The 12,877-nt window shown below is 57.0% G+C and carries 10 protein-coding genes; 9 read left to right on the forward strand and 1 reads right to left on the reverse strand.

From position 1 onward, the window contains the following. The first annotated feature begins 8 nt into the window (after positions 1-8). The 3 genes from aspA to MHK05_RS08145 all read left to right on the forward strand — a co-directional run bounded on the left by aspA (position 9) and on the right by MHK05_RS08145 (position 5,034). Positions 9-1,568, forward strand: a complete 1,560-nt coding sequence (aspA, locus tag MHK05_RS08135; RefSeq protein ID WP_239206001.1) for an aspartate ammonia-lyase — start codon at positions 9-11, stop codon at positions 1,566-1,568. Positions 1,569-1,920: 352 nt separating this feature from the next. Next, the gene (locus tag MHK05_RS08140) at positions 1,921-3,228 is read left to right on the forward strand and encodes an anaerobic C4-dicarboxylate transporter (RefSeq protein ID WP_239206003.1); all 1,308 of its coding nucleotides are present in this window, start codon (positions 1,921-1,923) and stop codon (positions 3,226-3,228) included. A gap of 138 nt (positions 3,229-3,366) precedes the next feature. Beyond that, entirely contained in the window at positions 3,367-5,034 is a 1,668-nt protein-coding gene (locus MHK05_RS08145; protein ID WP_239206005.1) for a formate--tetrahydrofolate ligase, read from the forward strand. A 12-nt stretch (positions 5,035-5,046) separates the two neighbouring features. Here MHK05_RS08145 and MHK05_RS08150 read toward each other — a convergent pair whose 3' ends face one another. Further along, complete coding sequence (locus MHK05_RS08150) at positions 5,047-5,877, reverse strand: RecB family exonuclease (protein ID WP_239206007.1); 831 nt, start codon at positions 5,875-5,877, stop codon at positions 5,047-5,049. Positions 5,878-5,923: 46 nt separating this feature from the next. Between MHK05_RS08150 and MHK05_RS08155 the strand changes: the two genes are divergently transcribed. The 6 genes from MHK05_RS08155 to pafA all read left to right on the forward strand — a co-directional run bounded on the left by MHK05_RS08155 (position 5,924) and on the right by pafA (position 12,874). Further along, positions 5,924-7,177, forward strand: coding sequence for a M18 family aminopeptidase (locus MHK05_RS08155; RefSeq protein WP_239206009.1), 1,254 nt, complete (start codon positions 5,924-5,926; stop codon positions 7,175-7,177). Positions 7,178-7,205: 28 nt separating this feature from the next. Beyond that, complete coding sequence (locus MHK05_RS08160) at positions 7,206-8,042, forward strand: tRNA (adenine-N1)-methyltransferase (protein ID WP_239206011.1); 837 nt, start codon at positions 7,206-7,208, stop codon at positions 8,040-8,042. Between the two features lie 73 nt (positions 8,043-8,115). After that, complete coding sequence (gene arc / locus MHK05_RS08165; protein WP_239206013.1) at positions 8,116-9,681, forward strand: proteasome ATPase; 1,566 nt, start codon at positions 8,116-8,118, stop codon at positions 9,679-9,681. Next, the gene (gene dop / locus MHK05_RS08170; RefSeq protein WP_239206015.1) at positions 9,678-11,210 is read left to right on the forward strand and encodes a depupylase/deamidase Dop; all 1,533 of its coding nucleotides are present in this window, start codon (positions 9,678-9,680) and stop codon (positions 11,208-11,210) included. The genes arc and dop overlap by 4 nt, the downstream gene beginning before the upstream one ends. A 54-nt stretch (positions 11,211-11,264) precedes the next feature. Next, on the forward strand, positions 11,265-11,456 hold the full coding sequence (locus MHK05_RS08175; protein ID WP_005324778.1) for a ubiquitin-like protein Pup: 192 nt from the start codon (positions 11,265-11,267) through the stop codon (positions 11,454-11,456). 38 nt (positions 11,457-11,494) lie between these two features. Beyond that, on the forward strand, positions 11,495-12,874 hold the full coding sequence (pafA, locus tag MHK05_RS08180) for a Pup--protein ligase (protein ID WP_239206107.1): 1,380 nt from the start codon (positions 11,495-11,497) through the stop codon (positions 12,872-12,874). Positions 12,875-12,877 lie beyond the last annotated feature (3 nt).

Below are 12,877 nucleotides of genomic sequence, written 5' to 3' on the forward strand. Positions count from 1 at the left end.
GAGCCATCATGGCAAAGTCCTCTAAGAAAGAAGAAAAGGACACCAAGTCTGCAGCAAAGGACGTGAAGAAGAAGGAAGCTGATACTTCCACTCACGCTGCACAGCAGAAGGTGGCCGAACAGAAGGCACCTAAGAACTCCAGCAAGAAGACTCGTACCGAGACCGACCTTCTTGGCTCTTTGGAAGTTCCAGCGGACGCTTACTACGGTGTGCACACCGTTCGCGCTATGGAAAACTTCCAGATTTCTTACGTAACCATCAACACTATCCCGCACTTCATTCGCGGCATGGTCCAGGTCAAGAAGGCGGCTGCCATGGCAAACCGTCGCCTTCACGTGTTGCCTAAGAAGAAGGCCGAAGCCATCATCTGGGCTTGTGGCCAGATCCTGGAAGAGGGCCGCTGCATGGACCAGTTCCCACTGGACGTTTTCCAGGGTGGTGCTGGTACCTCGCTGAACATGAATACCAACGAGGTCGTTGCCAACCTCGCTCTGGAATATCTTGGTGAGGAGAAGGGCTCTTATGACATCATCAACCCCAATGATGATGTGAACATGTCCCAGTCCACCAACGATGCTTACCCGACCGGTTTCCGCCTGGGTCTGCATGCAGCGGTTGACCACCTCATTGAGCGCATGGATGGCCTGCGCGCCGCGTTCCAGGACAAGGGCAATGAATTCCAGGACATCCTGAAGATGGGCCGTACCCAGCTCCAGGACGCTGTTCCGATGACCTTGGGCGATGAGTTCAAGGGCTTTGCCAATAACCTGAACGAGGAACAAGCATTGCTGCGCGATGCTCAGCGCCGCCTGCTGGAGATCAACCTGGGTGCCACCGCAATCGGCACCGGCGTAAACACCCCTGCCGGCTACCGCCACCAGGTCACCGCAGCCTTGTCTGAGGTTACGGGCTTGGAAATGAAGACCGCACGCGATCTCATTGAAGCAACCTCTGACTGTGGTGCTTACGTGCTGCTGCACGCAACCATCAAGCGCGCAGCGATGAAGCTCGCCAAGATTTGTAATGACCTGCGCCTGCTATCCTCCGGCCCTCGCGCTGGCCTGGCTGAGATTAATCTGCCAGCCCGCCAGGCTGGCTCCTCCATCATGCCGGGTAAGGTAAACCCGGTTATCCCGGAGGTTGTCAACCAGACCTGCTTCAAGATCTTCGGCAATGACCACGTCGTCACCATGGCCGCTGAGGCAGGCCAGCTGCAGCTAAACGTCATGGAGCCGGTCATCGGCGAAGCACTGTTCCAGTCCATTCGTATCATGGGCAACGCCGTCGATGCGCTGCACGAAAAGTGCGTCACGGGCATCACCGCCAACGCGGATGTGTGCCGCGCCTACGTAGAAAATTCCATTGGTATCGTCACCTACCTGAATCCGTTCATCGGCCACCACAATGGTGATTTGATCGCTAAGGAGTCCTTGGAGACCGGCAAGGGCGTCAAGGAACTCGTCCTGGAGAAGGGCCTGCTGGATGAAGCAACCTTGAACAAGGTTCTGTCCGTAGAAAACCTCATGCACCCAGAGTTCCGAGGCCAGCTCTTCATTGACGAAGACTAAGCCCACAGCGCTTTAGGAGCAGCAGGGTATAGTGCCCGCGGAGTAGGCCCCCGCAGTTGCCGCCACTTTTACTTCACATGGAAGTAAAGCAGGCGGAGGCTGCGGGGGTTTGTGCATGGTGAAGGGGCACTATTCACATTCATCTTTTATTCTCCTGTACAGGGACGATGCGTCTTAGAATACCGGTCATTTTATAGCGGAATCCTTATTTTATGTGGGAATCAACACAAACAGGCACTTTGAATGAATAAATCACCACAGCGGGTGCAAAATAGAAGATGTTGAGGACGGCATGCACTCTTTATGGAGATGCGTGCCCATAGTTTGCGTAGAGAGCGTATGGAGTACGTCCATGGTTATTGTTCATATAGTCATCGTTCTCGCGGCCATCGTTTTGGGTGCGAGGATTGGATCAATTGGTATCGGTATGGCCGGCGGCCTCGGCGTGTTGGCGCTTGGTCTCACCGGTGTTCCCATTACTAGGGAAGATATCCCCTTCGATGTTATCGGCATCATCATGACCGTCATCGCCGCTATCGCAGCAATGCAGCGAGCTGGCGGTATGGACTATTTGGTGCACATTGCAGAGAAGTTCCTGCGCAAAAACCCAAAGCGGATCACGTTCTACGCGCCAATTGTTACGTGGCTAATGACGGTTCTCGCTGGCACCGGGCACACTGCGTTTTCTACTTTGCCGGTTATCGTCGAGGTAGCTAAAGAGGGTAAGGTTCGTCCTTCGCGCCCGCTATCTATCGCGGTAGTCGCCTCTCAGATGGCAATCTGTGCTTCGCCTATTTCGGCAGCCGTGGTGTTGCTCGCTAGCCTGCTAGAGCCGACTGGGGTGGGCTATTTGCAGGTACTGGCGGTCGTTATTCCGGCAACGTTCTTGTCTATCTTCCCAGCTGCCTGGGTAGCCAATAAGTTTGGCAAAGAGCTTGAAGATGATCCGGTTTACCTGGAGCGAAAGGCACAAGGCCTGGTCAAGGAACCACTCGGCGCAGCGAACTACTCTCCGCAGAAGGGTGCCAAGGCTTCTGTTCTCGTGTTCTTGGTAGCCATCATCATCGTGATGGCGTGGGCCACCCTGACCTCGGAGCAGGTCGGGCTTATCGCCGACCCGACCCTTCCACGTAATGAAGCCATTATGACGGTTATGCTCACCGCTGCCACCATTATCGTTATGATGACCAAGGTCCCGGCTGGAGATGTTTTGAATACCCCGGTCTTCAAGTCCGGTATGTCCGCATGTATTTGTGTGCTGGGCGTGGCTTGGCTGGGCACCAGCCTTATCAACCACTACATGGACGATATTCAGTCTATGGCTGGCAGCGTTATTGAATCTTCGCCGTGGCTGCTCGCAGTGGTGCTATTCTTCGCTGCAGCGTTGCTGTACTCGCAAGCCGCTACGACCAAGGCCCTTATGCCGGCAGCCCTTGCCCTGGGAGTAAGCCCCATTACCGCAGTCGCTGCGTTCCCAGCGGTGTCCGCTCTATTTATCCTGCCGACTTACCCAACCTTGCTGGCAGCAGTGGAGATGGACGATACCGGCTCGACTCGTATCGGCAAGGCCGTATTCAACCACCCATTCCTGATCCCAGGTACGGTCAGCATCGTGCTCTCTGTCCTCTTGGGCTATGCATTCGGTTTCATCTTCCTATAACTAGAGGAAGATAAAACCATCCCCAAGGCGCCCTTCAGGGGCGCCTTTTTGTTTGCTGCATCAGCGGGCAACTTAATCCATTTCACTTTCTTGCCTAAATGAGCCCTATTTAACTCAACCGCTCGGTAGGCTTAGGTCATGACTACTCAGCCATCCGATGTTGAAATTGCCCAAGCCCACCAATTGCAGCCGATTGCAGAGATAGCAGCCAAGGTGGGCATCCCTGCTGACGCCGTGATTCCCTACGGCTCCACCAAGGCCAAGGTAGATATCACCAAGGTTGACTATTCCAAGGAAAACCGGGGCCAGCTGGTGCTTGTCACCGGCGTATCACCTACCCCTGCCGGCGAGGGAAAATCCACCGTTCTCATCGGCTTGACCGATGCCCTAGACCAATTGGGCAAGAAAGCGATAGTTGCCCTGCGAGAGCCCTCCCAAGGACCAGTGATGGGCATTAAGGGCGGTGCGGCTGGTGGCGGCTATGCACAGATTGTGCCCATGGAGGACATCAATCTGCACTTCACCGGGGATTTTCACGCGATTACCTCCGCAACCAACACCTTGGCCGCCATCATTGATAACCACATTCATCAAGGAAACACGTTGGGTATCGACCCACGACGCGTTACGTGGCAACGGTGCGTGGACGTCAATGACCGTGCCTTGCGCAACGTGGTCACTGGACTGGGCGGCCCAGCCCACGGCGTGCCCGCTGAAACCGGTTTCACCATTACTGCCGCTTCTGAAATCATGGCCATTTTGTGCTTGGCCACGAATCTTGAAGACCTGAAGAAGCGTCTTGGCGATATCACCATTGGATTCACCTACGATCAACGCCCTGTTACTGCGCGTGACTTGAACGCAGAAGGCGCGCTCACGGCACTGATGCGTGATGCCCTTAATCCGAACCTCGTACAGACCCTCGGCGGGGTGCCGGCCTTGGTACACGGTGGACCATTCGCCAATATTGCACACGGTTGCAACTCCCTATTAGCAACCCAAACCGCTCTGCAATTTGGCGATATTGTCTTGAGTGAAGCCGGCTTCGGCTCCGATTTGGGCGGAGAAAAGTTTGTCGACATCAAGGCACGCTTTGGTGATCTGGATGTTGCCGGTGCCGTTGTTGTTGCCACCATCCGTTCGCAAAAATACAACGGCGGCGTAGCCAAAGATAAGCTCACCGAAGAAAACGTAGATGCGCTCAAGGCAGGCATTGTCAACCTTGAGCGCCACGTAGAAAATCTGCGCAAATTCGGCATTAAGCCGGTGGTAGCGCTCAACCTCTTCTGGTCGGATACTGAGGCGGAACGCGAGTTCATGCGGCAATGGGCCGATGACTTTGGAGTGGCTTTGGAGGAAGCCAACGTCTGGTCCGAGGGCGGTGCAGGTGCGACTAAGCTGGCAGAGACCTTGCTGGAGAACCTGCAGGGCGGTGCCAAGCAGCTCTACGATCCGCAGCAGGGAATTGAAGCCTCCATCGAGACCATTGCTCGCGAGATTTATCGCGCCGATCGCGTGGAGTATGGAGCAAAGGCGCTTAAAGATCTGAAGTACATCCAGGACAACGGCTGGGACAAGCTACCCGTGGTCATTTCCAAGACGCAGTATTCCTTCAGCGATGATGCATCTGAATTGGGTGCGCCGGAAGGCCATACGCTGCATGTCCGCGAATTGCTGCCGCGCACCGGCTCAGGCTTTATCGTTGTGCTCACCGGCAATGTCATGACGATGCCGGGATTGCCAAAGAACCCGGCGGCCAACAACATAGACGTCGATAAGGACGGCCCTATCTCGGGCCTTTTCTAAGGCCGCGTGGAGTTAGGCCTTGTTATCCGCCGCGGAACCTGGCCACCCTGGGTACTGCGGCGGCGTGCCGCCGAATTCGGGGCAAAGATCCTGGTGGGCACACCAGCCACATAGCTTGGAGGGCTTGGGGCGGAAATCCCCGGCGCGCCCATCGGCTTCAATTTTGGCCCACAACTCGCCGAGATCGCGCTCGAAGTACTCCAGCTCCTCTCGGTTTGGGCTAAGAAACATCGAGTCCAAGACCTTGAGGTACATAAGCCGCAACTGGTGGGGGATAGTGCCTAGAATGCGCCAGTAGACTAGCGCGTAGAAACGCATTTGGAATTGGGCATCTTGTGAATAGCGGGGTAGTGGTTTCTTGCCGGTTTTATAGTCAACGACGCGGACCTCGCCGGTGGGAGCGCGATCCACTCGGTCGATGAAGCCACGAACGGGAACGCCATTAGGAAGGATTGTATTCACGTACATCTCGGTTTCTTGGCAATCAAAGCCTTGCGGATTTTCCATCTGGAAATAGCCTTTGAGTAATTCCCTGGCGGACACGAAGAAGTCATAAGTGTCTTCTTCTGGCACGAGCTCGAGCAGTTCCGCGTCCTTTGCGGTCATGTCTGCCCACGAGGGCTTAATCATCTTTACTGCGGCAGGATAGGTACGCTCTGCGCGCGGTAGTTTATGCATTTCTTCCAGTACGGCATGCACTAAGGTTCCTTTGACCTGCGCAATGGTTTTGGGTTCGGGCAGCTTGTCAATGGCTCGGAAGCGATAGAGCAGTGGGCACTGCTTGTAATCGGAAGCGCGCGAGGGTGACAGGGCAAGCGGGCGGGGTGTCGATGAAGTAGCCATGGTGTATCTAGCCTATCGTCGTGCGTTTCGTGGCAAGCTAGGAGGTATGAGTTATACCGAAGATTTCCTCGATTTCATCGCCGCTTCTCCTTCCTCTTATCACGCTGCGGAGGAGGTATCCCGCCAATTGCGCGAGGTGGGATTTGATCTACAGGATGAGAGCGAGGAATGGTCGGCCGCACCAGGTGGCCACGTGATGGTGCGCGGTGGCGCGGTAGCGGCCTGGTATGTACCACAGGGGGCGGATAAGACTTCTGGTTTCCGCATCGTGGGGTCACATACGGACTCGCCGGGCCTGGTGCTCAAACCCACGCCGGACTTTTCGGCGGCGGACTGGCAGCAAGTAGCAGTAGAGGTCTACGGCGGGGCTCTACTGCATACCTGGTTTGACCGAGAGTTGACCGTCGCTGGCCAGATTGTGACTAAGGACGGCACGCGGCATGTGGTAAATACTGGCCCTGTCCTGCGCCTGCCGTCTTTGGCCATCCACCTGTACCGCAAGGATGAGTTCAAACCAGACCGACAGCACAATATGCAGCCTGTCTTAAGCGTCGGTGACCCAGAGGCATCGATCTTGCAGGTAGTGGGGGAGAAGGCGGGCGTCGGCAAGCAGGATATTGCATCCTTCAACCTGATTACAGCCGATGCCGCCCGCGGTGAGGTCTTTGGGGCAGGAGAGCAGTTCATTGCAGCCGGACGCATGGATAATCTTTCTTCTGTACATGCCTCCTTGGCGGCGATGAAGAATGCTGCCAAGGACTATCAGGGCAAGGACATTTTGGTCATGATGGCCTTTGACCACGAAGAGGTAGGTTCCAGCTCCCGCTACGGTGCGGGCGGGCCTATTCTGGCGGACGCCATTACTCGAACGGCCCGGGCACTGGGAGCTAACGAGGAGGAACGCTTCCAGATGTTTTCCCGCTCGAGTTGTGTCTCGGCCGATGCGGCACATTCGGTGCATCCCAATTACGTGGGCAAGCACGATCCCACGCACCACCCGATAATCGGCAAGGGCCCAGTGACCAAGATTAACGGCAACCAGCGCTATGCCTCCGATGCCATCACAGTGGCGTTGTGGGAAGCAGCGTGCGACAAGGCTGGCGTGCCGGTGCAGCGCTTTGTGGGCAATAATGACGTGCCGTGCGGATCGACCATCGGTCCCATCACCGCAACCCGTTTGGGCATCGACACCGTGGATGTGGGCGTGCCCATGCTGTCGATGCACTCGGCGCGTGAAATGGTGGGCGAGCGGGACCAAGTATGGCTTGCACAAGCGCTTGAGGCATACTTAGTGGGATAGTAATCGCAACCTCGAGGAGTCTTGAGACATGGCTTATTCCGGCCCCTTTGCCTATGGCGACCGCGTGCAGCTTACCGACGCCAAGCGGCGCCACTACACGGTCATCCTTGATGAAGGAGGCCAGTTCCACTCCCACAAGGGCATAATTAACCACGATGACATCGTGGGCATGGATGAGGGTTCGGTTATTGAGTCCACCCTTGGCTCCTCCTTCCTACTTTTCCGCCACCTGATGGTGGACCACGTCCTGTCCATGCCGCGCGGTGCCGCGGTGATTTACCCCAAGGATGCGGCACAGATCTTGGTAGAAGGCGATATTTTCATGGGCGCGCGCGTGCTCGAGGCCGGTGCCGGTTCCGGTGCGCTATCCATGTCTTTGCTGCGTGCCGTCGGCCCAGAAGGCCATGTGTATTCCTATGAGGTGCGCGATGATCACCTTGAGTATGCGGTGGATAACGTGAAGGAATACTTTGGCGAGCAGCCGGAGTGGTGGTCGCCGCGCCTTGGTGATCTGGCAGACGTTACCGCTGCAGACCTGGGTGGGCCGGTAGACCGCGTTATCCTCGACATGCTCGAACCATGGGAACACTTGGAGACCGTGCGCGATCTCCTCATCCCAGGTGGCGTGTGTATGACCTACGTGGCAACGGTGCCACAGCTAATGAAGGTCATGGAAGGCATTCGTGAACTCAAGTGCTTCACTGAGCCCAAGGCATGGGAATCGCTGGTGCGTGAATGGAAGGTCGAAGGCCTAGCTACCCGCCCAGAGCACCGCATGAATGCGCACACCGCCTTCCTCATCTGGACTCGCCGCCTGGCCGATGGTGTCACCCCACCACGCCCGCAGCGCCGTGCCCGGAAGTAGGGCCGCTTTAACGCCCAGAATTTAAAGCGGAAGTGCCCTCTCTCGCTGCCCGCGCCGCGTTAGAGTAGTGGGCATGGATGAAGCCACGGACTATAAGCGGCAGGTCAGCCAGCTTGCCGCCCGCAATCAGAAGTTGGCGGGCTTATTAAAAGAATCGCGCGTGAAGCTGGAGCAGCTTTTTGCCGAGCTCAACGCGCTGGCTGAGCCGGCATCGACCTACGGTGTTTTTCTAGGTTATTCGCCGAACCACAGCGAGGTGGGAACCACCGCGGAGGTCTATACCAATGGCCGCATTATGCAGCTTAAGGTCTCGCCTAACGTGGAACCAGGCAGTCTCTCGGCCGGCCAGCAGGTTCGCTTGGGCGATGGCTTCGTGGTCGTGGAAGGGTGCCCGCCTGAGCGTACAGGCGAGCTAGCAACGGTGGTGGAGCGCCTCAGCCAAGACCGCCTGATAGTGGCAAATTCCTCTGGTGAGGAAAAGGTAGTGCTGCTAGCCCAAGCACTGCGCGAGGATACCCGGGTGTCTGCAGGCGAGGTAGTACTCGTGGATCCCAAAGCTGCAATCGCGCTGGAAAAGGTGGAGAAAACGGAGGTCTCCCAGCTTTCTTTGGAAGAGGTCCCGGATGTGCGCTATGAGGATATCGGCGGCCTAGACGAGCAGATTTCCCAGATCCGCGATTCCGTAGAGCTACCGTTTATCCAACCCGACCTCTATCACCAATTCGAGCTACAGCCGCCTAAGGGCGTGCTCCTGTATGGCCCGCCAGGGTGCGGTAAGACGCTTATTGCCAAGGCAGTAGCCCACTCTTTAGCCCAGCAATTAGGCAGCGAGGGCACGAGCTACTTCCTCAACATCAAGGGCCCAGAGCTGCTCAATAAGTATGTGGGGGAGACGGAACGCCGCATCCGCCTCATTTTTGAGCGGGCCCGCGAATTGGCCCAGCTCAGCGCTGACCGGCCAGTGGTCATCTTCTTCGATGAGATGGAATCGATCTTCCGCACTCGTGGCTCGGGTGTGTCCTCCGATATGGAAACCACGGTTGTTCCCCAGCTGCTCACGGAACTCGATGGAGTTGAGAGCCTGTCCAATGTGATCGTCATTGGCGCTACCAACCGCGAAGAACTCATCGATCCCGCCATCATGCGCCCCGGCCGGCTTGATATCAAGATCCGGGTCAACCGGCCGAATAAACAGGGGGCCCGAGAGATTTTCGCTCGGCACTTCACCGAATCCGTCCCGCACCAGGGCGCGTTGGACGAACTCATTAGCGCCGCGGTGGATGAGCTTTATGCCGATCGCCCCTTCGTACAGCTGCACTTTTCCAGCGGGGAACGCGAAATATTGCATTACCGCGACTTTGTCTCCGGCGCAATGATTGCCAATATCCTCTCGCGGGCCAAAAAGCTGGCTATCAAGGACGCTCTCCGGTTGCGCGCAGGCAGCGAGCAGGCGGCAGGCGGAGACCACGAGGGCATCGCCAAGCAGCACTTGCTCGATGCCATCGCTGCCGAGCGCGCCGAATCAGAATATGTTCCTACCTCCACCAACCCGGAGGAATGGACCAAGATCATTTCCCAAGACCATTCGGGTGCCCGCGTGGAACGGGTGGAGTTATTGACCACAAGGAGGAGCGCATGAGCCGCATTGTAGGTACCGAAACCGAGTACGGAATTGCAACCCCGGAGCTGCCGGAGTACTCACCTATTATTTCTTCCACTCACGCGGTAGTAGCTTATGCCGCGATGCACACAGGGGCTCGGTCACGCTGGGATTTTGCCGAGGAACACCCGCTGCGCGATTCTCGCGGTTTTGATCTCAAGCGTTACCAGACGGTGCCCGTTGTCGACCCGAATGCCATTGGAGTAGCCAATGTGGTCACGGCTAATGGCGCGCGCTTTTATGTCGACCATGCGCACCCAGAGTATTCCGCGCCGGAATGCACTAATGCCTGCGACGCCACGCTTTATGACGCCGCAGGGGATGCTACGCTCCTGCAAGCGGCTGCGGCCGTGGCGGGGCTGAGCGCGCAAGGAAAGTCCGTCCTTGCCAACCATGAGCCCTGTCCGGCCCTGCGTTTCTATAAAAATAACGTAGATGGAAAAGGCGCATCTTATGGCTCTCATGAGAACTATCAGTACTCCCGTGAAACGGACTTCGACACCATGGCGCAGGCCCTCATCCCTTTCTTCGTTGCTCGCCAGGTAGTCATCGGCGCTGGACGCATGGGACTGGGGGAGTTTGGTGAGGAGCCAGGTTTCCAGATCTCCCAACGCGCTGATTATATTGAGCAAGAAATCTCGCTGGAGACCACCCTCAATCGCGGCATTATCAATACCCGCGATGAGCCGCATGCAGTCCATGCTGACTTCGGCCGCCTCCACGTCATCATTGGGGACGCGAATATGTCGCAGACGTCTACATTGCTCAAACTGGGGATGACCTCTCTGGTGCTCGATGCCATCGAAGAGGGCGTGGACTTCAGCGACCTCCGCCTGCAGGATGCTGTGGCGGAAGTCCCACGCGTGAGCCGCGATCTTAGGCTTCAGCATCGGCTCACGCTTGCCGACGCCCGCCAGCTCACCGCTCTAGAGCTCCTTGCCGAATATCGCGCACGCGTCACCCCACGCACACCCACCGATCACAAGGTCCTCGCGGCCTGGGACGAGGTAGTTGCGCTACTGGATAAAGACCCGATGCAGGCCGCACACCTGCTGGACTGGGTGGCAAAGTATCGCCTGATTAAGGGCTATCTTGACCGCGGCGTCAATCCAGACGACCCCAAGCTGCGGCTCATAGACCTGCAATACGCGGAGATTGACCCGGCCAAATCGCTTCACCACGCTCTAGTGCGCAAAGGCCAGATGCGGCAGCTTTTTAGCGCCGCCGAAATTGAGCGTGCTTGCAGCTGTCCGCCGGAGGACACCCGCGCTTATTTCCGCGGCCGAGTAACGCAGAAATTCGGCGAGGATATCATTGCCGCAAGCTGGCAAAGCCTCACCGTACAAGTAGGGGAGGGCACCGCCGCACCGTGGGCCACAGTTCCCATGGATATCGCCACTGGTCTCACTCAGGCTGAATGTGGAGAGATGATTGACGCCGCCGACACGGTCGAGGATCTTCTCCAAGGACTCACTGACAGCGGGTTCCACCCCGAGTACCGTAATTAAAAACCACGAATTAAAGCAGGATCCAGCAGGATCCACAGAAAGGATTTCCCACCTATGTCCACTCACCAGTCTCAGGTCACCGGCGGTAATGGCGGCGATGACTCCGCTGGCGACGAGGAGTTTACCTCCACGCAGCTCAGCATCAATACCACCGGCACCGATGAACTCCTCGATGAGATCGACGGGCTACTAGAAAATAACGCCGAGGAATTCGTGCGCTCCTATGTCCAAAAGGGCGGGCAGTAAGGGTGACTGACCAGCGCCCTATCTTTGCCCGACGCATCATGGGCATTGAAACAGAATATGGCCTAACTACCAGCGCGGGCTCGAAGGAACGGACTCTGAGCCCCGATGAGGTAGCGCGCGTGCTTTTCCGGCCCATCGTCCAGGAGCATTCCTCCTCCAATATTTTTTCAACCAATGCCAGCCGCCTCTACCTCGATGTCGGTTCCCACCCCGAGGTAGCCACCGCCGAGTGTGATAGCTTGAGCCAGCTTTTAGCCTATGAATGCGCGGGCGATGCCATTGTCAACCGGCTCGGCGAGCAAGCAGAGCAAGCCTTCGCCGCCACGGGCCACCCGCGTGCGGTGTACCTTTTTAAAAACAACGTGGACTCGGCTGGCAACTCCTTCGGCTGCCATGAAAACTATCTCATTGGCCGCCACATGGTGCTCAAGGATTTGGGGCTCGCGCTTTTGCCGTTTCTTATCACCCGCCAGCTCATTTGTGGCGCTGGCATGATCCAACCCGCTAAGGGCGATAAGCCCGCCCAGTTTCTGCTTTCGCAGCGTGCGGACCAGGTGTGGGAAGGCGTATCTTCTGCCACCACCCGTTCGCGTCCCATCATTAATACCCGCGATGAGCCGCATGGCGATTCCAAACGTTTCCGCCGGATGCACGTCATTGTAGGAGATTCCAATATGGCCGAGCCCACTATGGCGCTGAAAGTAGGCTCAACGCTGCTTATCTTGGAAATGCTGGAAGCGGGTTTTGAGCTGCCGGAATTTGATATCGAAAAGCCGATTCACCATATCCGCGCCATCGCGCGCGATATGACGGGTTTGACCGAACTGCCGCTTGCCGGAGGTGGCTCCGTTACCGCGCTGGAGGTGCAACAGCAGCTCTGTATGCGCGCAAGCCAATGGCTGGAAGAAAGGGAAGACGCTGGTACCCCTACCTCCGAAATGCGACGCGTGGTTGATCTCTGGCAGCGCACCTTGCGTGCCATTGAGACCCAAGATTTTTCCGAAGTGGACAGGGAAATCGACTGGGTCATTAAACTCGCCCTGCTTGAGCGCTACCGTGCGCGGCTCGGTGGGCAGTGGGACCACCCTAAGCTGGCCCAGATTGATATGACGTATCACGATATCCGTCCTGGACGCGGGCTCTACCATGTACTGCTGCGCAAAGGTCTTATCGATCGCTGGATTGAGGATTCTGATATTGAACGCGCGATGGACACAGCGCCGGCGACCACGCGCGCTGCGCTGCGCGGCCAGTTCTTGGCTACCGCGCGTAACTGTGACGCCAATGTCACCGTTGATTGGACGCGGCTGAAAGTCAATCGGCCCGAACCGCGAACCGAGGAACTTTTGGATCCCTTCATTGCCCACGATGAACGAGTCGATGCATTGCTAGACTATATGCGTTCACACCACAGCTAGACC

Origin of the sequence: Corynebacterium nasorum, assembly GCF_022347325.1 — a bacterium.
Classification (GTDB): domain Bacteria; phylum Actinomycetota; class Actinomycetes; order Mycobacteriales; family Mycobacteriaceae; genus Corynebacterium; species Corynebacterium kefirresidentii.

Bases quoted from the DNA above. Each gene is read 5' to 3' on its own strand.
- aspA (WP_239206001.1), top strand. From the start codon at position 9: ATGGCAAAGTCCTCTAAGAAAGAAGAAAAGGACACCAAGTCTGCAGCA.
- MHK05_RS08140 (WP_239206003.1), top strand. From the start codon at position 1,921: ATGGTTATTGTTCATATAGTCATCGTTCTCGCGGCCATCGTTTTGGGT.
- MHK05_RS08145 (WP_239206005.1), top strand. From the start codon at position 3,367: ATGACTACTCAGCCATCCGATGTTGAAATTGCCCAAGCCCACCAATTG.
- MHK05_RS08150 (WP_239206007.1), bottom strand. From the start codon at position 5,877: ATGGCTACTTCATCGACACCCCGCCCGCTTGCCCTGTCACCCTCGCGC.
- MHK05_RS08155 (WP_239206009.1), top strand. From the start codon at position 5,924: ATGAGTTATACCGAAGATTTCCTCGATTTCATCGCCGCTTCTCCTTCC.
- MHK05_RS08160 (WP_239206011.1), top strand. From the start codon at position 7,206: ATGGCTTATTCCGGCCCCTTTGCCTATGGCGACCGCGTGCAGCTTACC.
- arc (WP_239206013.1), top strand. From the start codon at position 8,116: ATGGATGAAGCCACGGACTATAAGCGGCAGGTCAGCCAGCTTGCCGCC.
- dop (WP_239206015.1), top strand. From the start codon at position 9,678: ATGAGCCGCATTGTAGGTACCGAAACCGAGTACGGAATTGCAACCCCG.
- MHK05_RS08175 (WP_005324778.1), top strand. From the start codon at position 11,265: ATGTCCACTCACCAGTCTCAGGTCACCGGCGGTAATGGCGGCGATGAC.
- pafA (WP_239206107.1), top strand. From the start codon at position 11,495: ATGGGCATTGAAACAGAATATGGCCTAACTACCAGCGCGGGCTCGAAG.